The organism is Streptomyces sp. NPDC025638, assembly GCF_055558775.1.
Map to the genome: position 1 here is coordinate 1 of NZ_JBVHLX010000037.1, position 20,636 is coordinate 20,636.

Genomic DNA, 20,636 nt, shown 5'->3' on the forward strand with positions numbered 1-20,636 from the left:
GTTACATTCCGAACCCGGAAGCTAAGCCTCACAGCGCCGATGGTACTGCAGGGGGGACCCTGTGGGAGAGTAGGACACCGCCGAACAAATTTTGAGAAGGAGCCCCAACTCCGGTTGAAAAACCGTGAGTTGGGGCTTCTTCGCGTTCACGCCACGGTCATGGCCACGTCACCTCGGTTCCACGGGGTTGTCAACGCTCCGTGTCACCGTCGTGACCCATGGTCCTCAGACGCAGAAACAGACGTCGAGTTGTCACTGTACTGGCAGGTACCGCTGTGCTCGTCACCGGAGCCGCCGTCGCCCTCGCGGCCGGCGGCGGGCAGGGCACCGCAGGACCGAAGGGCGACGGGACCGCCGTGACTCCCGTCGGCTACAAGGTCACTCCGGCCGGGCGCCAGACCCAGCTGGGCAATCTCCCCCTCAACGCCGTGCTGTCCCCCGACAAGAGCATGCTCCTGGTGAGCAATGCCGGTCAGGGCACCCAGTCCCTGCAGGTGGTCGACCCCGAGGACTCGGAGGTCGTGCAGACCATCTCGTATCCGAGCCCTCAGGCGATCTTCACGGGCCTGGCCTTCAGCCCTGACGGCAAGCGCGCGTACGCCAGTGGAGGCGGGCGCGAGATCATCCACACGTATGACGTGAGTGGCGGGCGGCTGACCGAGACCACTCCCATCAAGCTGCCCACCAAGAACCCCGGGGGCCAGGCCGTGAACATGTATCCGGCCGGGATCGCCCTGACGCCCGACGGGAAGCGGCTCGTCGTCGCCGACCGGCTCGCGGATGCCGCCACCGTGGTGAATCTCGGGGACGGATCCATGTCCACCGTCGCCGTGGGGCACGCGCCGTATGCGGTCGCCCTCGCCGAGGACGGGAAGACCGCCTTCGTCACCAACCAGGGCGGCGACACCGTGAGCGTCCTCGACATCAGCGGGCCTGCTCCCGTGGTCGGGACGGCCATCAAGGTCGGGACCCATCCCAATGCCGTCATCACCGATGAGAGCCAGGACCGGCTCTACGTCGCCAACGGGGACAGCGACCAGGTCAGCGTCGTCGACGTCGCCACCCGGAAGGTGACGAGGACGATCGGGCTCGCGCCGTACAGGAACGCGCCCGTGGGGAGCAATCCCGATGCGCTCGCGCTGTCGGAGGACGGCCGGCGGCTGTATGTCGCCAACTCCGGGAACAACGACATCGCTGTCATCGACCTGAAGAGCGGAAGGTCCGCCGGGCTCATTCCCACCGCCTGGTATCCGACCGCGGTCGTCGCGCACGACGACAAGCTGTACGTCACCAACGCCAAGGGGCTCGGGGCAGGGCCGAACAACGGGCCCGGGTATCCGAACCCGACGTCCACCGCTCCCACCTCGCCCGACCAGTACTCGGGCTCGATGATGAAGGGCACCCTGTCGACCGTCCCGCTGGACGGCGGGGCCAAGCAGCTGAGGCGGTGGACGCGGACCGTCATCGCCAACAACGGGTTCGGGGAAGGGAACAGTCCGCGGGCCGTCGGGGCCGTCGTACCGCGGCGGGTCGGGGAGAGGACGCCGATCAAGCACGTCATCTATGTGGTCAAGGAGAACCGGACCTACGACCAGGAGTTCGGCTCGCTGGAGAAGGGCAACGGCGACGCGTCCCTCAATCTCTTCGGGGACGAGTCCGCGCCCAACGCCCGAGCACTGCAGCGGCAGTTCGTGACCCTCGACAACTTCTACGCCGACGCCGAGGTCAGCGCCCAGGGCTGGAACTGGACGGTGGCCGCCAACTCCAACCCGTACAGCGAGCAGGGGTGGCCGGCCAACTACTCCGGCCGCAACCACACCTACCCGTCGGAGAACGGCGACCCGGCGATCGCGCCCAACAAGGACCCCGAGCACGCCTACATCTGGCAGCGGCTGCACGACAAGGGCGTCGGCTTCCGGAACTACGGGTTCTATGTCGGCGCCGACGCGAGCGGGAAGGCCGTCGCCGAGGACCCCGTCCTCGACGCCGGTACCGACCACGACTTCGGGCCGTACAACCTCAGCTGCCCGGACTCGGCCGGCACCTTCCCCGCCCGCGGCTCGACCTGTCGCAGCCCCCGGATCGAGGAGTGGAAGAAGGAGTTCGCCCAGTACGAGGAGAGCGGGCAGCTGCCCGCCTTCGAGATGGTGCGGCTGCCCAACGACCACACCTCCGGGACCAAGGCCGGCATGCCGACCCCGAAGGTCTATGTCGCCGACAACGACTGGGCGCTCGGACAGCTCGTCGACGCCGTCTCGCACTCGAAGTTCTGGAGGTCGACCGCGATCTTCGTGACCGAGGACGACGCCCAGAACGGGCCCGACCATGTGGATGCGCACCGGACGATATCGCAGGTCATCAGCCCGTACACGCGGACCGGACGGGTCGACTCCACCTTCTACAGCACCGCCTCCATGGTGCGGACGATGGAGCTGCTGCTGGGGCTGTCCCCCATGACGCAGTTCGACGCGTACGCCACTCCGATGGTGAACTCCTTCACGGCCAAGCCGGACGCCGCGCCGTACGACGCCGTGAAGCCGGCGACCGACCTCACGGCGGTGAACACGGTCAACTCGCCGATGGCCGGTGTGTCGGCGAAGCAGGACCTCACCAAGGAGGACCAGATCGACGAGCGGACCTTCAACGAGGCGATCTGGAAGAGCGTGCGCGGGGCGAAGTCGCAGATGCCGGAGCCCCGCCACGACCTCTACGGGGCCGTGCCCAATGATCAGGCCAAGGAGCTCGATGACGACGACTGACGGTGTCAGTCCGCCGCGGTGAAGGTCACCTCCGCGGTGTCGACGCTCCCGCCCCGGCGGCCGGGTGCGCTCTGCCACTTCCAGTAGAGGTTGGTGTGGGCGATCACCTGCTCCGGGGCGGGGGCGCCGTAAGCGGAGAGGTCCTCCGTGGTGTGGGCGTCGGCGACCAGCGTCGCGTCGTACCCGCGGACCATGGCGCCGTGCAGGGTGGAGCGGATGCACACGTCCGTCTGGGCGCCGGTGACGACGAGCCGGCCGACGCCGCGCTCGGCCAGGACGGACTCCAGCTCGGTGTCCTCGAAGGAGTCCGGGTAGTTCTTGTGGACCAGGGGCTCGGTGTCGTGGCGCTTCAGCTCCGGGACGTATGCCCAGGGCTCGCTGCCGGACTTCAGCTGTTCGTCGGAGTGCTGGACCCAGATCACGGGGACGTTCTCGGCGCGGGCCTTGTCGACCAGGACGTTGATGTTCGCGATGACGTCGGCACGGTTGTGGGAGCCCTCCACCACCCCGTTCTGGACGTCCACGACGAGCAGTGCGGTGTTCGGCCGGTTCTGCAGAGTCGTCATGGCGACCACGGTAGACCGCGGCACTGACAACGAGCCCGGACTATTTCGGGTGAGCGGTCCGGTGGGCGGGTACTAGCGTGGCCGTATGAGCAGCTTGATCAGCGACGATTACGTGATCCGGGCGATACGGGCCGACGAGTGGCAGGCCGTCAAGCGGCTGCGGCTCGACGCGCTGCGGGATCCCGTGGCGCACCTGGCGTTCCTGGAGACGTACGAGAAGGCCGCGGCCGAGCCGGACGCCTTCTGGCAGGGGCGGGCCGAACGGTCCGGTGAGGGGGCGGCCGGCGCCCGGCAGTTCATCGCCGAGGGGCCGGACGGGGCGTGGGTCGGCACATTGACCGTGCTCGTGGAGGAGGCGGGGTCCACCGACTGGGCCGGCTTCGCGGTCGACCGGAAGCAGGGGCATGTCGTCGGGGTGTTCGTGCGGCCCGGGTACCGGGGGATCGGGCTGACGGAGGCGCTGTTCGCGGCGGGGCTGGAGTGGGCCTGGGGGATCGGGGCGGAGCGGGTGCGGCTGATCGTCCACGAGGACAACGGGCGGGCCCAGGGCTTCTACCGCAAGGTGGGGTTCGTGCCGAGCGGGATCACCGTGCCGTTGGAGCAGGCGTCCGGGGAGTCCGAGTTGGAGTTCGTGCTCGAAAAAGTCGTAACGACACACAATGAGTCGTAGCGAGTCGTTTCGGGTTGTAACAGGGTTGCTCAGATGGGCAGTTCGTGGTGCGGCCAGCGGGCGCGGCCCTGTTCCCGGGAGCGGAGCAGGGCCAGGGTCGGCAGGCCGCGGTCCGCTCCGTTGGTCAGCAGCTCGGGGAACTGGGGGAGCGGGGCGACGGCCGCGATGTCGTCGAGGACGAGGGCCAGTGGTGGGTCGAGCCGACCGGAGGATGACCGTTCGGCCATGCGCCGGCCGCGCTCGACCACGCTTGAGACAAGTGCCGTCAGAAGAGGCATCGCACCTGGGTTGGTCCTGGGGTCCTCGATGGATTCACCCACCAGATAAAGCGTGCCCCCTTCGTTGACGAAGGAATCCAAGGCAAGCGCATCAGTTCGGTTCGGAGTGCATGCCTCGCGGATATTGACCGTGGACAGGGCGGCCAGTGCGCGGCTCGTCAACTCCTGGGCGATGTCGCGGCGTTCGGGGTGCCCGGTGAGGGCGGCTTCCAGTTCGCCCGCGGCTCCGGGGGCAGCCTTGGGGTTCGTACGGAGGGTTCGTACGGCGTCCTGGATCTGGGCGCCCTGGGACCAGCGGTGGACGTGGCGGATGGTGCGGCCGTCTATGGCGGCGGCGTGCAGATAGCTGCGGAGCAGGGTTTCGGCGGTGTCCACGAGGGCCTGGTCGATCTTGGCCGTCGGTCTGACCGGGGCCAGCAGGGCTGTCGCGCGTTGCACTGCCGTCTGCTTGTCCTCGCAGCCCGCCGTGGGCGACCAGTGGAGGCGGGCCGGGGTGTCGCAGAGGTGGGTCGGGTCGTAGAGGAGGACGGGGCCGAGTTTGGCGCGCGCGTCCTTGGTCTCCGACCAGAGCACGGGGTTCGAGGTGACGACCAGCGCGGGGCCTTCCGCGTCCCGGATCGCCTGGGTCGCGGTGGTGTGGCGGGCCTCCGGCGGGGCGTAGAGCACGGCGCCTTCGGCGCGGCCGGCGTCCCATGCGCCCACGCGTTCACCGTTGGCCGGGAAGCCGGGAAGAGCCTCCGTCGGTGCGGGCTCCGCTTCCCTGCGTGGTTCGGGCACCTCGAACTGCTGAAGCTGGGGCTGGGGTTGAGGTGCCTGTGGCTGGGCCGCCTGATCCGCTGGGGCCGCTGCTGGGGCCGCCGCGGCCACCGGGGCCGCGGGCGCCGCGCCCGCCGCCTGCGCGCGCCCCTTCGCCACGCCCTTCTCGAAGCTCCGCCTGACCTTCCCCGCCCGCCACCGCGCCAGCGTGCCCATCACGAACACGGTCAGTACGAACAGCACCATCAGCTGGCCGATGAACAGGCCCCAGAACAGCCCGTACCCGGAGAGCTGCCCCGCCGGTGTGCTGGGCCAGGCGCCCGTGATGTCGTGCGGTTCGCCGATGAGGTGCCGCATGGCCAGTGGGGTCCGGGTGAAGGTGACGCCGGACGGCCACGAGCCCCGGGCGAACCAGCCGGCCAGTCCCGTCGCCGTCCACACCAGCAGGGTCATGCCGAGGAGGAACGCGAGCAGGCCGATCAGCAGTCCGTCGGGAATACCGCCCTGGTTCTCCCGCCGGGGGTCGCGGTGGTCGTCGGGTCTCACGGGGTTCCTCCCTACGCCACCGTCGATTCGGAGTCGCCGAGGTGCTGTTCCACGAAGGCCGCCGCGCGCTCCTCCGCCTCCAGCTCGGCCGCGCGCAACGCGTCGTCGGACTCCATCTCCCGGGACGACTCGGTCATCGCGCGGTCGGTGAAGACCAGCGGGCGTTCCGTCTCCGTCACCAGGTGCTTGACCACCTGGACATTGCCGTTGACGTCCCACACCGCGATGCCCGGGGTGAGGGTCGGGATGATCTCCACGGCCCACCTGGGCAGGCCCAGCACCCGGCCCGTGGCCCGCGCCTCGTCCGCCTTCTGGGCGTAGACGGTCCGCGTGGAGGCCATCTTCAGGATCGCGGCCGCCTCCTTCGCCGCCGCGCCGTCCACGACGTCGGACAGATGGTGGACGACCGCCACGAAGGACAGACCCAGCCGGCGCCCGAACTTCAGCAGCCGCTGGAACAGCTGCGCCACGAACGGGCTGGCGATGATGTGCCAGGCCTCCTCGACCAGGAAGATGCGCTTCTTCCGGTCGGGGCGGATCCAGGTGTGCTCCAGCCACACGCCGACGATCGCCATCAGGATCGGCATGGCGATGGAGTTCCGGTCGATGTGGGACAGGTCGAAGACGATCAGCGGGGCGTCGAGGTCGATGCCGACCGTGGTGGGACCGTCGAACATGCCGCGCAGGTCACCGTCGACCAGGCGGTCGAGGACCAGCGCCACGTCCAGGCCCCAGGCCCGTACGTCGTCTACGGCGACGTTCATCGCCTCGGCCGACTCCGGCTCCGGGTGCCGTAGTTGCTCGACGATGTCGGACAGCACCGGCTGGCGCTCGACGATCGTCTCGTTGACGTACGCGTGCGCCACCTTCAGCGCGAAGCCGGACCGCTCGTCCAGGCCGTGCCCCATCGCGACCTCGATGATCGTGCGCAGCAGCGCCAGCTGGCCGGTCGTCGTGATCGAGGGATCGAGCGGGTTGAGCCGGATGCCGTGGTCCAGGGCCGCCATCGGGTCCAGCCGGATGGGAGTTATCCCCAGCTCTTCCGCGATGAGGTTCCATTCGCCGACCCCGTCCTCGCCCTGTGCGTCCAGGACGACGACCTGGCGGTCGCGGAAGCGCAGTTGGCGCAGGACGTACGTCTTCTCCAGGGCCGACTTGCCGTTGCCGGACTCGCCGAGGACCAGCCAGTGCGGTGCCGGGAGCTGCTGGCCGTAGAGCTGGAACGGGTCGTAGATGTAGCCCTTGCCGGAGTAGACCTCGCGGCCGATGATCACGCCGGAGTCGCCGAGGCCGGGGGCGGCGGTCGGGAGGTAGACCGCCTGCGCCTGGCCCGTGGACGTGCGCACCGGCAGCCGGGTCGTCTCGACCTTCCCGAAGAGGAAGGACGTGAAGGAGTCGGTGAGGACGGACAGCGGATCCCGCATGTATGGCCCCTACCTTCGAATACCGGTGGCGAACGGGAGTGTGTTCACGAAGGCCCGGTGGTGCTCGCGGTCGCACCACTCCAGCTTCAGATACGACTTTCCGGCCGAGGCCCTTATGGTCCGCTTGTCGCGGTTGAGTGCCTCCGGTGAGCGGGAGGACACGGTGATGTAGCCGACCAGGTTGACCCCGGCCGCGCCACTGGCCAGGTCCTCGCCGCGCTGGTCGAGACGGTTGTGGGCGGCGATGTCGCGCGGGTCGACGGTGCGGTTCATCTTGGCGGCGCGGCTGGCCTCGGCCTCGTCGTTCGTCTTCTCGGTCAGCATGCGCTCGATGGCGATCTCGGTGGGTTCGAGGTCCATCGTCACGGCGACCGTGCGGATGACGTCCGGGGTGTGGACCAGCAGAGGGGCGAGGAAGTTGACGCCGACCGGTGTCATCGGCCACTCCTTCACCCAGGCGGTGGCGTGGCACCAGGGCGCGCGGGTCGAGGACTCCCGGGTCTTGGCCTGGAGGTAGGTGGGCTCCATGGCGTCGAGCTCGGCCGGCCAGGCATTGCGTTTCGTCATCGCCTGGATGTGGTCGATCGGGTGGTCCGGGTCGTACATGGAGTGGATGAGGGAGGCGAGCCGGCCCTGGCCGAGCGGCTGGCGCACCCGGATGTCCGCCTCCTGGAGCCGCGAGCAGATGTCGGTCAGCTCGCGCGCCATGACGACGGCGAGCCCGGCGTCCCGGTCCAGCTTCCGCCCGGCCTGCGGCCGTGCCGCCCGGGCCATGGCCTGCGCCTCGGAGGCCAGCTCGCGCGTGTAGTGCATACAGGCGACGAGGTAGGCACGGTGCTGCTCGCTGCTGGTGGACACCATCGACTGGAGCTGGTCGTACGAGCGGGCCAGCCAGTCGGGCGCCTTCTCGTCCCCGCGCTGCGCGACGTCCTTGGCGTGGGCGTCCGGGTCGGCGGGGAGGGTGCGGGCGAGCATCTGGAGCCGGGTGACGAAGCCGTCGCCGTTGGCCACGTGCTTGAGCAGCGTGCCGAAGCGGTCGACGAGGGCCTCCTGGTCCTCGGAGTCGCGCAGACCGACGCCGGGGCCCTCGATCTCGATGGCCGCGGTGACGGTACGGCGGTCGGCGTGCAGCAGGACGGCGATCTCGTCCGGCCCGAAGGGCGCGGCCAGCCAGTTGATGCGGCCGATCCCGGGCGGCGGCCCGATCTCCACCTCACGCCCGTCGAACCGGGTGCCGGCTTCCATCACCCCGCTGCGGTAGACGGTGCCCTGCCGCAGGGCGCGCTTGTAGCTGCGGTTGATCTCGAACCACTTGTAGAACGTACGGCGCTTGTACGGCACGTACACCGCCATCAGCGCCAGCAGCGGGAAGCCCATCAGCAGCACGATGCGCAGCGAGAGGACGGGAACCAGGAGCCCGCACATCATGCCGAGGAACGCGCCCGCGATGATCAGCGCGATCTCGCCGGACTCACGGTTCCGTCCGACGATCGCGTTCGGCCGGGCGCGGCCGATGAGATACGTACGGCGGGGCGTGACCGGATGGGACATGTGGGACTCGGTCGTCAACGCCCTTCACCTCCCGAGCGATTGCTGCTGTTGCGTGTGTTGCCGGCGTGCGGGGTGTTCGCCGGGCTGGGCGCGCGCGGCGCGGGGGTGGCGGAGGGGGAGCCGCCGCCACCTCCGTTCGAGCCGCGTGAGCTGTGCGCGGCGACGCCGCCCTGGGCCGGGTTGGCCGGGCGGGGGGTGTTGGAGCCGCCGGACTGGCCGCCGGCTCCGTTGTTGTCGGCGCGGGCGCTGTGTGTCTTGATGCCCTGCGCGACCAGGGTGGCCGGGGAGCTGATGACCGCGGCGGCCTTGCCCTCGGCGCCCTGCATGATGCGGTTGTTGCGGCCGTTGGCGATCTCGTCGCCGAAGCCCGGGACGAAGCGGTAGATCATCGCGCTGGCGAAGATGGCGAGCAGGATGATGGCGAGGCCGGAGACCACGGCGGAGAAGGCGTTGGGTCCGTTGTCGCTGGACAGGGCCCCCGCGAGGCCGAGCACTATGACGATCACCGGCTTGACGAGGATGACGGCGATCATGATGCCGGCCCAGCGGCGTACGTGACCCCAGAGGTTCTTGTCGACGAGGCCCGCGTAGACGACGGTGCCGAGGAGGGCGCCGACGTAGAGGAGGGCGGCCCTGATGACCAGCTCCAGCCAGAGGATGCCGGCGGCGAGGATGCTGACCAGGGAGACGACGATCAGCATGATCGGGCCGCCGCCGATGTTCTCGCCCTTGTCCAGGGCGCCGGAGAAGGTGCCGAAGAACGTGTCGGTCTGGTCGCCGGTCGCCTTTGCGAGTACGTCTGTGACGCCGTCGGTGGCGGAGACGACCGTGTAGAGGATCAGCGGGGTGAACGCCGACGCGAGCACGGTCAGCCAGAGGAAGCCGATCGCCTCGGAGAGGGCGGTGGTGAGCGGGACGCCGCGCACCGCGCGCTTGGCCACGGCGAGCAGCCACAGCAGGAGGGTCAGGATCGTCGACGCCGCGAAGACCACCGCGTACTGCTGGAGGAACTTGGCGTTGGTGAAGTCGACGTTCGCGGTCTCCTTGACGGCGTCACTGAGCTTGTTGATGGTCCAGGATGCGGCGTCGGCACAGCCCTTGGCCAGGGAGGAGAGGGGGTCGAGGGTGGAGAGGGGGTCGTTGGGGGTGCTGGTGGATCCTTTGGAGCCGCTGTCGCGTTCGCAGTAAGCCTTGGCAGGCCCCCGGATGAGGTCGCAGGCGTTGTTGCTCGTCGAGGGCGACGGGCTGGGAGAGGGTGCGGCGACGGCTTGGGTGGCTAGCAGCACCGCGGTGGTCTGTACGACGCCGAGCACGGCCGTGACCTTGAGGGTGCGGTGGTTAGCGCGCATACGTGAACCCTCCGTACTCCTCGACGGCCTTCGTCATGTCGTCAGCGGTGGAGGCCTTTTGGTCGCGGCCGACCGGGACGGGGCCGTCCTTCTGCTGGAAGTCGGTGATCTTCCAGTCGTCGCCGACCCACTTCATTTCGTACGTGGTGGTGTACCAGCTCTCGGACACCGGATTGGTCGAGGCCTCTCCGGACAGGCCGAAGAGCGAGGTGTACCAGACCGCGACTGTGGCGCTGTCCGAACTGGACGACGTGACCTTGGTGCCCACCGGGATGACCCGGGAGATGAAGGTCTGGCCCTGCGGCGCGGTGCCGTCCTTACTGAGACCGATGTTGGCCAGGAACTTCTCGCTGGAGTAGGCGCCGTCCAAGTCGGTTTGTCTGCCGGTGGCGACATCGGGAGCGTAGACGGTGTTGACGATCTCGTGCCGTCTCGCTGTGTTGAACATGTCGGCCGAACCCATTGCTACGGAGTAGTTGGCCGCCGCACTCTCCGCCCCCTGCCGGCTGTGCGCGAACCCCGTCGGAATCCCCCCCGCCTTCGACTCCACCGGCTTCGTCCCGCTTGCCGCTGTGGATGACGTGGCGGGCTTGTCGGTGGTGCCGTCGGAGGACGACGCATCGTCACCTCCACGGTTCGCAAAGGCGATCGCGGCGATCAGGAGGACCACCACCCCGACGACCGTGACCAGGCTCCGTGAGGACGAGCGGCCGCCGCGCCGGGCGCCGCCGTAGGGGTCGCCCTCGGGGAGTCGCGTGCGTGTCTGACCCGTGTCGGCGTACCCGCCGGAACCGTGCTCGTCTCCGAGACTCATGCCGCGTTAGCCCCCTCGTACCGGACCGCGTAGGAATACGACGGTAGCCGTGCTGGTTCCCGCGCGGGCGCGGTGTGGTGACTCGACATCAGGGAAACGCAACCTCAGCCGGTGGGCACGAAGGGCGGGTGGGGTGGAGGGGGACGACAGGGCCAGACCGGGCGCGCCCGGGGCGCGGTTACACGGCCATTCCGTACACGATGGTGAACAGCGTGCCCAGGGAACCGATGATGAAGACACCCGTCAGACCGGCGATGATGAGGCCCTTGCCCTGTTCGGCGCTGAAGGTGTCCCGGAGGGCCGTCGCGCCGATGCGCTGTTTGGCCGCGCCCCAGACCGCGATGCCGAGGCAGAGCAGGATGGCTACGGCCATCACCACCTCGATCATCACCTTCGCCTCGTTGCCCAGGCTGCCGAAGGGTCCCCAGTCCGGAGCGATCCCGCCGATGATGGTGTTGATGTCTCCCTTGTCGGCCGCAAAGAGCATGTAAGTCACCGCCCCTGGTGGGTAGTTCCGAGATGCCCCTGCGGTGTGCAGAGGTCACGCCTCATTCTCGCTGAGATTGTCGCTGTCGTATGTCGACTTGACGTCATTGCTTGGCGGGTTTCGTACGAATGGCACGTACGGTGACTCTGTGTATCACGGCAGGTCACGCCGGGCAACGAGGCCTGAGCGGAACCTGTCGTGCGGTTCCGTCGTTGACCCCTCTTACGACCTGGCACGGTTTCTGACGGCCGGTCGGGTGAGTCGTCGAGACGATGTTCTCACGGTACGCATCACGAACGGGCCCCGGCTGCCGCCGAGGCCCGCGCCATCTGCCGTGTGCTGTCGGTCTGTTCACTCGCGCACGAAGAACGGGCCGCGGCCGGCTGCCGTGGCCCGTTCCCTTTCCGTGCCGCCGAGGGGACCCCACGTCCCCCTCATCGCGGCGGCTCCCCGTGACCCGACGGGGACGTCATGCCGTGGGGCTCACCCGGTGACGGGAAGTCCGTAGGGGAGCGGTACTTGGCGCAGGGGGTGGCCGTCCAAGTCGCCTCGGGAGAGGGGGACTTGGCGTCGGCGCCCACACGACGACCCTCGTTTGTCGAGTGCGCGACAACAAGACAGGTGGCGGAATTCTGACTCCCGCGTTACTGAAAGGGCCGCCGGGCTTACCGGCCGTTGGGGGCCGGATGGTGCCGGGGTGGGGGCGGCTTGACCCGGCGCACAGCCCGGGAGCAGCCGGGCGGAGCCGGGGCACAGCACAGATGCTGCCCGGATGCTGCCCGGCCGGCCGCGTTTCGCCGCGTCTCAGCGGGGTTTGAGGCCGTGCAGCAGGTGATGCACGTGTTCGTCCAGGCCGGCCAGGGCCTGGTCCGCCGGGATCGATCCGTTGGCGGCGAAGGAGGCGAGCCCGTGCATGCTCGCGGCCGCGACGAGGGTGATGCGCTCCGGGTCGCCCGCGACGATCTCGCCCCGCGCCTGCGCGTCCGCGACGAGCCGCATGAAGGAACCGACGGAGCGGTCCACCTCGGCGGCGAGCTGTGCGGAGGCCTCGGGGTCGTGCTTGCGCGTGAACATCAGCTCCAGCAGCGCGGCGTTCTCGGCGGCGAACCCGACGTACGCCTTGGCCAGCGCGCACAGCCGCGGCTCCAGCGCGAGCGCGGGATCGTCCGCGGACTCCAGTGCCTGGGCCAGCCGCTCGTACCCGGCCAGGGCCAGGGCGTCGAGCAGTGCCTGTTTGTCCTTGAAGTGGCGGCCGGGGGCGGCGTGGCTCACCCCGATCTCGCGCGCCAGCTCGCGCAGGGACAGCGCGGCGGCGCCCCGGTCGCGCAGGGTGCGCTCGGCGGCCTCCAGGAGGGCGGCGCGCAGGTCGCCGTGGTGATAGGGGCGGCTCTCGGACATGCGGACCATCGTATCGGTATGTAGGCGGCGGCAGCATTGTTGGCGGCGTCACCATTGTTGTCATTGACAGCATTGTAGGCGACGCCTACATTGAAGTCATGGCTGACAAGAACGACGCGCTCAAGGCGCGCACATGGAACGCGACCCACCTCCCCGACCTCCGTGGCCGTACGGCCGTCATCACCGGCGCCAACAGCGGCATCGGTTTCGCCGCCGCCGACGCGCTGGCCCGTGCGGGAGCCCACGTGGTGTTCGCCGTACGGGATCTCGAGCGCGGTCGAGCCGCCGCCGCGAAGGTGACCGGCAGCACGGAGGTGCGCCGCCTGGACCTGGCGGATCTCTCCTCCGTACGGGAGTTCGCCGGGGCGTGGCAGGGCCCGATCGATCTGCTGATCAACAACGCGGGCGTGATGATGCTCCCGGAGCAGCGGACCAAGGACGGCTTCGAGATGCAGTTCGGCACTAACCACCTCGGCCACTTCGCCCTGACGAACCTGCTGCTGCCCCACGTCACGGGCAAGGTGGTGACGGTCTCCTCCGGTGCCCACCGCATGGGCGACCGCGCGATCTCCTTCGACGACCCCAACCTCACGGGCCGCTACACCCCCCAGCGCGCCTACTCCCAGTCCAAGCTGGCGAACCTCCTGTTCACCCTGGAACTGCAGCGCCGCCTGACGGAGTCCGGCTCGCCCGTCCGCGCCCTCGCCGCTCACCCCGGCTGGGCGGCCACCAATCTGCAGAGCCACACCGCGAACCCGGTCGCCCGCGGCCTCATGCTCGTCGGCAACCGTTTCCTGGCCCAGGACGACAGGGCGGGCGCGCTGCCCACCCTGTACGCCGCGACCCAGGACCTGCCCGGCGCCAGTTTCGTCGGCCCGGACGGCCTGGGTGAGATGCGCGGCGCGCCGACCCTGGTGGGCCGTATCGCGGCGGCGAGCGACCCGGCGGCCGCGCGGCGGCTGTGGACCCTGTCCGAGGACATGACCGGCATCAGGTGGGGCCTCAGGATTGCCGAGGCGGTGTGACAGGGGCTGTCGGAACGGCGTGAACACGCGGCGGCTACGGTAAGCGGAATCAACCGCTCCAGGGAGGTGGCCGGATGGACGCAGACGCCGTGGACTTCACGCTCGGCGGCCGTACGGCCCTGGTCACCGGCTCGGTACGCGGCCTGGGCCTTGAGATGGCCCGAGGGCTGGCCGGGGCCGGCGCCCGGGTGATCCTCAACGGGCGCGACCCCGCCGCCCTCGACGCCGTGGCCGCGCGGCTGCGTGAGGACGGGCTGGACGTGCTGGCCGCCGCCTTCGACGTCACCGACCGGCGGGCCGCCGGCGAGGCGGTGGCCGCCCTGGGCCACATCGACGTCCTGGTGAACAACGTGGGCCACCGCGAGCGGCGGGGCATCGAGGAGCTGACCCCCGACGAACTGGCCCACACCCTCGACGTCCATCTGACCTCGGCGTACGCCCTGAGCCAGACCGTCGCCCGGGGCCTCGCCGAGCGGGGCACTCCCGGCCGCGTCATCAACGTCTGTTCGGCCGTCGGCCGGCTCGGCCGGACCGGGCACGTCTCCTACGCCACCGCCAAGGCGGGCCTCGACGGCCTCACCCGCGCCCTCGCCGCGGACCTCGGCCCCAGCGGTACGACCGTCAACTCGGTGGCACCGGGCACCTTCGCGACCGACGGGAACGCGAACCCGGCCGAGGACCCGGACTCGGACCTGGACCCGGACCGCTGGCTGCGCACCCGTACGGCCCTCGGCCGCTGGGGCCGTCCGGCCGAGATAGCGGGCATCGTCGTCTTCCTGGCGAGCGATGCGGCGTCCTTCATCACCGGGCAGACGATCGCGGTGGACGGCGGGATGACGACGACGTTCTGACCGGGGCGGCCGGTCGTCGGCAAGCTGTCAGCACATTGGCCCAACGGGAGCGGTACGCACGAGGCGGGGGAGGGACCCGCACAGTACGGTGGTCTCGAACCGGACTTGAGCCGGCTGGGGTGCGGTGGTCCGGCGGCCGACAGGGCGGTTCACAGGAAAATCTCAGTGAAGTCGGGAACTGTTTCTCACCTTCGTGGGACAAAGTGGGGCCTGATGAAGCGCATCTCACGCATCTCAGGTACCTCGCGTCCCGTCCTGCTCGGTGGTGCGATGGTGTTGCTGGCCGCCACCTCGGCTTCCGTCGCGGCGGCCGACGACGGGCCGGGACCGTTCGGGGTCACCGCCGTGGCCGCCGTCACCGCGCGCGGCGCGCGGATCGGGGCGCTGTTCGGCGCGGACAAGGCCGACGACCTTTCCGGGAACCACTTCTGCACCGCCTCCGTCGTGCACAGCGCCCAGCAGAACCTCATCGTCACCGCGGCGCACTGCGTGCACGGCGACGACTCCGACCTCGTGTTCGTGCCGGGGTACCGGGACGGGCGGGCGCCGTACGGGGTGTGGAAGGTCGGGAAGCGGTTCCTGCCCGACGGGTGGTCCCAAGGGCAGGACGAGGACAGCGACATCGCGTTCGCGTTCGTGGACGAACTGGACGGGAAGCGGATCGAGGACGTCGTGGGCGGCAACCGCTTCGCGACGGGGATGGCGACCGGGGCGACGGCGGTGACCGTCACCGGTTACGCCGACTCCCACGAGGTGCCCATCAGCTGCACCAACAAGCCCTCCGCGCACAGCAGTACGCAGCAGCGCATCGACTGCCCCGGCTTCAGCGGAGGAACCAGCGGCAGTCCGTGGGTGAACGGGGACCACGAGGTCGTGGGCGTGCTCGGCGGGCACGAGCAGGGCGGGTTTACGGACGACACCTCCTACAGCGTGGTGCTGGGCGCGGAGGCGGCGGAGCTGTACCGGGACGCGGTGACCGATCCCTGAGCGTCGCGAACAGGCCGAAATACCGGCCGGGCGGCCGGACGCGACGCAAAAGCGGTCTTGAACGTGGCTTGAATGGGGGAGGGTTGAGCCGTGCGGAAAGTATGGGTGGCCGGTGGCGTCGCGGTCGCGCTCGGCCTGAGCTTTGTGATGCTGCTCGTCGTCGGGGTGTACATCGTCGCCGGGAACCTCGTCAACGGCGTCGGCGGGGGCCGGGTCGGGCTGGCCAAGGGAGCGGTACCGGCTGCCTACCAGGCGCTGGTGCAGAAGTGGGGCAACCTGTGCCCCGCCCTCAACCCCGCTCTGCTGGCTGCCCAGTTGTACCAGGAGAGTGGCTTCAACCCGAACGCCAAGAGCCCGGCGGAGGCGCAGGGGATAGCACAGTTCATCCCGGGGACGTGGGCCACGCACGGTGTCGACGGCGACGGCGACGGCGACCGCGACGTCTGGGACCCGAATGACGCGATTCCGTCGGCCGCTTCGTACGACTGCGAACTCGCGAAGTACGTCAAGGACGTGCCCGGCGACACGTCGGCCAACATGCTCGCCGCCTACAACGCGGGGGCGTACGCGGTCATCAAGTACAGGGGTGTGCCGCCGTACAAGGAGACCCAGGGCTACGTGAAGACGATCACGACTCTGCAGGAGAGCTTCGCCGCCCCCGCCACCCGGGTCGATCCCTCCGAGCAGGCCGCCGGGGCCATCTACTACGCGCAGAAGAAGCTCGGCACCCCTTATCTCTGGGGTGGGAACGGTACCGCTGACCAGGGTGGGCGGTTCGACTGTTCGGGGTTGACCAAGGCCGCGTACGAGAGTGTGGGGGTCACGCTGCCGCGGGTCGCCAACGATCAGTACAACGCCGGGCCGCACCCGTCCCGGGACCAACTGCTCCCCGGTGATCTGGTGTTCTTCTCGGACGACCCCACCGACTCCCGGGCCATCCGGCACGTGGGAATGTACGTGGGGGGCGGTTACATGATCGACGCTCCGCGGCCGGGGGCCGTGATCAGGTTCGATCCGGTCGACACCCCGGATTATTTCGGCGCCACCCGCGTCACCGAAGATGGCGCGAAAGCGCTCCCGACGACTGTGTGAACCGACTGTGAACCCACCCCCTGAGCTGCGGCGATGAGTCTCTCTTCGATAACGTCTGCGTGATCATTCGGTGGAGTGTGGAACGTATCAACGGGGATCGTGCGTTCCTGTTGACGTGGTCGAGCGGACGCTCAGCGGAAGCGGACCTACAAGCCACGGGGGTGGGCAGGAGTGGCGCACGTGAGGTGCGTCCGGAACAACGACGAAGGGGCCGCAGCACCATGGCTGTACTCGCCGAATCCGGATCGAACCCTGACGTCGACCTGCTCTACGACATCAACGGCCTGGCCAAGAGCGCCCCGAACTGGTTCGACCGGGTCATGGAGTTCGTGGGTGAGTACGGGCTGCTGCTCGCCATGGTGCTGCTGGTGGTGTGGTGCTGGTGGTCCGTCCGCCGGCGGGCCGGCAGCGCGGACGAGGCGGCGTCGTCCGTGGCCGCGCTCGTGTGGGCGCCGCTCGCGGCCGCCATCGCCGTGCTCGTCAACGTGCCCATCCGCGGGTTCGTCGAGCGGCCCCGGCCCTTCCGTGATCACCAGGGTCTCGCGGTCCTCGTCTCCGGCAAGACCGACTACTCCTTCGTGAGCGACCACGCGACGATCACCATGGCCCTGGGCGTGGGGCTGTTCGTCGCCAACCGGCGGTTCGGGATCGCCGGGATCGGGCTCGCGCTGTTCGAGGGCTTCTGCCGGGTGTACATGGGTGTGCACTATCCGACGGACGTCGTCGGGGGCTTTGCCCTCGGCACGGCTGTTGTGCTGCTGCTGTCCCCGCCGGCCATGGCCCTGCTCACGCCGGTGACGAAGGCGGTCGCGCGGTCGCCCAGGGCGGGGCTGCTGATCCGGCGCCGTTCGCCGTCCGGCGAGACCGGCGAGACCGGCGAGACCGGCGAGGCGCTGGTCCCGGGGGCCCGGACGCAGGCTGCGTCCGAGGAGCGGGACCTGGCGGCCTAGCGGTAGCGGGCAGCTCAGAGGCTCTGCGGGTAGGTGAAGAAGCGGGTCGGGTCGTACTTCGTCTTGACCTGCTTCAGGCGTGCCGCCGCGTCCCCGTAGTACGCCTTGCGCCAGTCCCTCAGCGTCGGGTCCGTGTAGTTCTGGTACGCCGCACCCGACGCGTACGGCTTCATCGCGTCGTGCGCCGTCGTCAGCCAGGACTGGGCCGTGCTGCCCGAAGTGCCGGTCCGCCAGGAGGCGATGTACTGGGCCAGCATGCGCGAGCGGCGGTGGACGAAGGCCGTCGCCGTGGGGGAGACGCGGTTGACCGCGCCGCCGAGGGCCGTCAGGGCGATGCTGCCCGAGCCGCCCCGCACCGTCTGCATCTGCTCGAGGAGCGTCTGGATGCCGGCCGCGGACAGGGAGCGGTCGAAGAAGTCCGAGCGGGCGGCGTACGTCTCCCTGCCCAGCGCGCCCTGCGGGGAGCGGCCGGGGGTGGAGCCGGGAAGATGGCACTGGGCCTGCGCGGAGAAGGAGGAACAGCCCGCGTAGATCTCCATCGCCTCCTCGTAACCGCGGCGGCGCAGCGACACGCTCCGCGCGTTCGCGCCGACCAGGTGTGCCAGGCGGTCCACCGCGTTCTGGAGCTCGCCGTAGGTGCCGAGCGAGAACGCGGCGACCGAGACGGTCGGGGTGCCGCCCGCAGAGTTCGCCAGGTGCAGGGAGGACCAGATCTCGTCCGGCTGGCTCGGGCCCCACTCCTGCCAGGCCTTGATGACCGCCGCCGCCTTCGCCCACGGCCAGGTCAGATAGCCGGTGACGGCCTGCGGCGCGGGGTGGGTCCTGAACTGAAGCTCCGTGACGACGCCGAAGTTTCCGTTGCCGGCGCCGCGCAGCGCCCAGAACAGGTCCTTGTTCGTGGTGGCGTTCGCGACGAGCTGCTTGCCGTCCGCCGTGATCAGGGTGGCCTGGGTCAGGCTGTCGCAGGTCAGGCCGTAGGCACGGGAGACGACACCGTGGCCGCCGCCGAGGACCAGGCCGGAGACGCCGACCGTGGGGCAGGAGCCCGCCGGGATCGTCACGCCCTTCGCGGTGAGCGCGCGGTAGACGTCGATCAGCTTGGAGCCGGCGCCCACCACCGCCTGGCCGCCGCTCACGCGTATTCGGTTCAGCTTCGAGACGTCGACGATCAGGCGGCCGTTGCCGGAGGACCAGCCGGCATAGGAGTGGCCGCCGTTGCGTATCGCCACCTGGATGCCGTGGGCCTTGGCGTAGGCCAGCGTCGTGCGGATGTCGTCCGCATGCGTGACATAGGCGACCGCCGCGGGCTTCAGACCGTCGAAGCGGGTGTTGTACAGCTGGTGGGCGGTCGTCCAGGAGGCGTCTCCGGGGCGGACCAGAGGGCCGTCGAGGTCACGGGCGAGGCCGGCCCAGTTGGCGGCGGCCGCCGCATGAGCGCTCTTGGCTTGCGTACCGGAGGATATGGACGTAGCGGACGAATCGGCTACATTGGCCGTGTCAGTCGAGGGGCCGGCAGTCGACTTGCCCCCGCTGCACCCCGCTGTCGCGGCCGCAGTCAGTGCGGCCGCGCCGCCTGAGATGAACGTGCGCCGTTCCATACCCGTGCCTTTCGTCGGCTTTCGTGGAACGAGACGAAGCCGGGGGACCGAGGGTTCCACCGACTTCGAATACACGTGCGCGCCGCTCGGGCGGGGCGCCGCGCGGACAACTGTATGCAACCCGGCCTTCGGGACCTTGACGTGCCCTCCCCGTGAGCATTCCGTGACCTTACCGGGCCGACGGCAGGGGTTCACCCGCCGTTCACTTATGGCCATCGGTGGCTTCACCTGATCTGCCTAATTTCGGCCGTACACGGTGCGGAGAGCGGCCCTGACAGGAACTCGCGCACTCAAGACGACCTCGCACGCCGCCGACGGTGGCGGCTCCAGGAAGGAACTCCTGAAAGTGAAGCTTCAGCGCAAGAACCGGCTGCGCGCCATCTCCCTCGGTGCTGTCGCCGTCTCCGGAGCCCTGGCCCTGACGGCGTGCGGCTCCGACGACACCGGTAAGAAGACGACGGACAACTCCTCGTCCTCGACGAGCGCCAGCTCGATCAAGTGCGACAACGCCAAGGGTCAGCTGCTCGCCGACGGCTCCTCCGCGCAGAAGAACGCGATCGACGCCTGGGTGAAGGAGTTCTCCCAGGCCTGTGGCGTCCAGATCAACTACAAGGGTGGCGGCTCCGGCGCCGGTGTCACGGCGTTCACCCAGGGCCAGGTCGCCTTCGCCGGCTCCGACTCGGCGCTCAAGCCCGAAGAGGTCACCGCCTCCAAGAAGGTCTGCTCCGGCGGCCAGGGCATCGACCTCCCGATGGTCGGCGGCCCGATCGCCCTCGGTTACAACGTCCCGGGTGTCGACAACCTGGTTCTGGACGCGCCGACCCTCGCCAAGATCTTCGACAGCAAGATCAAGACCTGGAACGACCCGGCGATCAAGAAGCTGAACCCCGACGCGAAGCTTCCCAACCTGAAGATCCAGGCGTTCCACCGCTCGGACGAGTCCGGCACCACGGACAACTTCACCAAGTACCTGATCGCCACCACCCCGGACAACTGGAAGTACTCCGGCGGCAAGGCCTGGCAGGCCAAGGGCGGCCAGGCTGCCCCGCAGTCCGCGGGTGTGGCCCAGCAGGTGAAGCAGACCGCCGGTGCCATCGGTTACTTCGAGCTGTCCTACGTCACGGACGGCATGAAGGCCGTGTCCATCAACACGGGTGCCAGCAAGCCGGTCGCCCCCAGCACCGAGAGCGCCACCGCCGACATCGCCGCCGCGAAGGTCATCGGCACCGGCAAGGACCTCTCGCTCCAGCTGGACTACAAGACCAAGGCCGAGGGCGCCTACCCGATCACCCTGGTCACCTACGAGATCATCTGTGACAAGGGCAACAAGGCCGACACCCTGCCGGCGACCAAGGCGTTCCTGCGCTACATCGCGAGCGAGGACGGCCAGAAGGTCCTCTCGGGCATCGACTACGCGCCGGTTCCCGACGAGATCATCGCGAAGGTCCGCACCACCATCGAGGGCCTGAGCTGACCTAGGAGTGCGGTCCGGTCCCCGGCCCACCGGGACCGGACCGCACCGTCCGGTGCACCGC

Annotated in this window: 17 protein-coding genes and 1 rRNA gene; 9 read left to right on the forward strand and 9 right to left on the reverse strand. The window is 69.4% G+C overall.

The genetic code is table 11. The annotated features are described in order from the left end of the window. A 5S ribosomal RNA gene (gene rrf, locus ACZ4EG_RS44795) occupies window positions 1–86 on the forward strand; the annotation flags it as partial. 189 nt (window positions 87–275) lie between these two features. Then, window positions 276–2,759 carry a beta-propeller fold lactonase family protein gene (locus ACZ4EG_RS44800; protein ID WP_467794811.1) on the forward strand — a complete coding sequence of 828 codons (2,484 nt, stop codon included), beginning with the start codon at window positions 276–278 and terminating at the stop codon, window positions 2,757–2,759. A 5-nt stretch (window positions 2,760–2,764) separates the two neighbouring features. On the opposite strand, the gene ACZ4EG_RS44805 is transcribed toward ACZ4EG_RS44800, so the two are convergent. Further along, window positions 2,765–3,325 carry a cysteine hydrolase family protein gene (locus ACZ4EG_RS44805; RefSeq protein WP_467794812.1) on the reverse strand — a complete coding sequence of 187 codons (561 nt, stop codon included), beginning with the start codon at window positions 3,323–3,325 and terminating at the stop codon, window positions 2,765–2,767. 85 nt (window positions 3,326–3,410) lie between these two features. Here ACZ4EG_RS44805 and ACZ4EG_RS44810 point away from each other — a divergent pair, with 85 nt between their 5' ends. Then, a complete protein-coding gene (locus ACZ4EG_RS44810; RefSeq protein WP_467794813.1) occupies window positions 3,411–3,995 on the forward strand; it encodes a GNAT family N-acetyltransferase in 585 nt (194 codons plus the stop codon). A gap of 29 nt (window positions 3,996–4,024) precedes the next feature. On the opposite strand, the gene ACZ4EG_RS44815 is transcribed toward ACZ4EG_RS44810, so the two are convergent. The 7 genes from ACZ4EG_RS44815 to ACZ4EG_RS44845 all read right to left on the reverse strand — a co-directional run bounded on the left by ACZ4EG_RS44815 (window position 4,025) and on the right by ACZ4EG_RS44845 (window position 12,607). Beyond that, entirely contained in the window at window positions 4,025–5,575 is a 1,551-nt protein-coding gene (locus ACZ4EG_RS44815) for a type IV secretory system conjugative DNA transfer family protein (protein ID WP_467794814.1), read from the reverse strand. Window positions 5,576–5,586: 11 nt separating this feature from the next. Next, a complete protein-coding gene (locus ACZ4EG_RS44820; RefSeq protein WP_453561628.1) occupies window positions 5,587–6,999 on the reverse strand; it encodes an ATP-binding protein in 1,413 nt (470 codons plus the stop codon). 9 nt (window positions 7,000–7,008) lie between these two features. Further along, window positions 7,009–8,550, reverse strand: a complete 1,542-nt coding sequence (locus ACZ4EG_RS44825; protein WP_453561652.1) for an SCO6880 family protein — start codon at window positions 8,548–8,550, stop codon at window positions 7,009–7,011. A gap of 14 nt (window positions 8,551–8,564) precedes the next feature. Next, on the reverse strand, window positions 8,565–9,899 hold the full coding sequence (locus ACZ4EG_RS44830; RefSeq protein ID WP_467794815.1) for a hypothetical protein: 1,335 nt from the start codon (window positions 9,897–9,899) through the stop codon (window positions 8,565–8,567). Further along, on the reverse strand, window positions 9,889–10,713 hold the full coding sequence (locus ACZ4EG_RS44835; RefSeq protein ID WP_467794816.1) for a DUF8175 domain-containg protein: 825 nt from the start codon (window positions 10,711–10,713) through the stop codon (window positions 9,889–9,891). The genes ACZ4EG_RS44830 and ACZ4EG_RS44835 overlap by 11 nt, the downstream gene beginning before the upstream one ends. A 178-nt stretch (window positions 10,714–10,891) precedes the next feature. Further along, window positions 10,892–11,200, reverse strand: coding sequence for a hypothetical protein (locus tag ACZ4EG_RS44840; RefSeq protein ID WP_014673544.1), 309 nt, complete (start codon window positions 11,198–11,200; stop codon window positions 10,892–10,894). Between the two features lie 804 nt (window positions 11,201–12,004). Further along, window positions 12,005–12,607 (reverse strand): TetR/AcrR family transcriptional regulator, encoded by a 603-nt coding sequence (locus ACZ4EG_RS44845; RefSeq protein ID WP_390712153.1) that lies wholly within the window; start codon window positions 12,605–12,607, stop codon window positions 12,005–12,007. An 89-nt stretch (window positions 12,608–12,696) separates the two neighbouring features. On the opposite strand from ACZ4EG_RS44845, the gene ACZ4EG_RS44850 reads away from it, so the two are divergent. The 5 genes from ACZ4EG_RS44850 (at window position 12,697) to ACZ4EG_RS44870 (ending at window position 17,503) form a co-directional block, all read left to right on the forward strand. Next, window positions 12,697–13,623, forward strand: coding sequence for an oxidoreductase (locus tag ACZ4EG_RS44850; protein ID WP_467794817.1), 927 nt, complete (start codon window positions 12,697–12,699; stop codon window positions 13,621–13,623). Between the two features lie 74 nt (window positions 13,624–13,697). Next, window positions 13,698–14,474 (forward strand): SDR family oxidoreductase, encoded by a 777-nt coding sequence (locus ACZ4EG_RS44855; protein WP_467794818.1) that lies wholly within the window; start codon window positions 13,698–13,700, stop codon window positions 14,472–14,474. A 213-nt stretch (window positions 14,475–14,687) separates the two neighbouring features. Continuing rightward, entirely contained in the window at window positions 14,688–15,461 is a 774-nt protein-coding gene (locus ACZ4EG_RS44860) for a trypsin-like serine peptidase (protein ID WP_467794819.1), read from the forward strand. A 147-nt stretch (window positions 15,462–15,608) separates the two neighbouring features. After that, window positions 15,609–16,553, forward strand: a complete 945-nt coding sequence (locus ACZ4EG_RS44865) for a C40 family peptidase (protein ID WP_467794829.1) — start codon at window positions 15,609–15,611, stop codon at window positions 16,551–16,553. Between the two features lie 221 nt (window positions 16,554–16,774). After that, window positions 16,775–17,503 carry a phosphatase PAP2 family protein gene (locus ACZ4EG_RS44870; RefSeq protein ID WP_453561636.1) on the forward strand — a complete coding sequence of 243 codons (729 nt, stop codon included), beginning with the start codon at window positions 16,775–16,777 and terminating at the stop codon, window positions 17,501–17,503. 14 nt (window positions 17,504–17,517) lie between these two features. On the opposite strand, the gene ACZ4EG_RS44875 is transcribed toward ACZ4EG_RS44870, so the two are convergent. After that, complete coding sequence (locus ACZ4EG_RS44875) at window positions 17,518–19,101, reverse strand: FAD-binding oxidoreductase (protein WP_467794820.1); 1,584 nt, start codon at window positions 19,099–19,101, stop codon at window positions 17,518–17,520. A gap of 346 nt (window positions 19,102–19,447) precedes the next feature. Between ACZ4EG_RS44875 and pstS the strand changes: the two genes are divergently transcribed. Then, window positions 19,448–20,575: a phosphate ABC transporter substrate-binding protein PstS gene (pstS, locus tag ACZ4EG_RS44880; RefSeq protein WP_467794821.1), complete on the forward strand. Its 1,128-nt coding sequence runs from the start codon at window positions 19,448–19,450 to the stop codon at window positions 20,573–20,575. The last annotated feature ends 61 nt before the right edge of the window (window positions 20,576–20,636 follow it).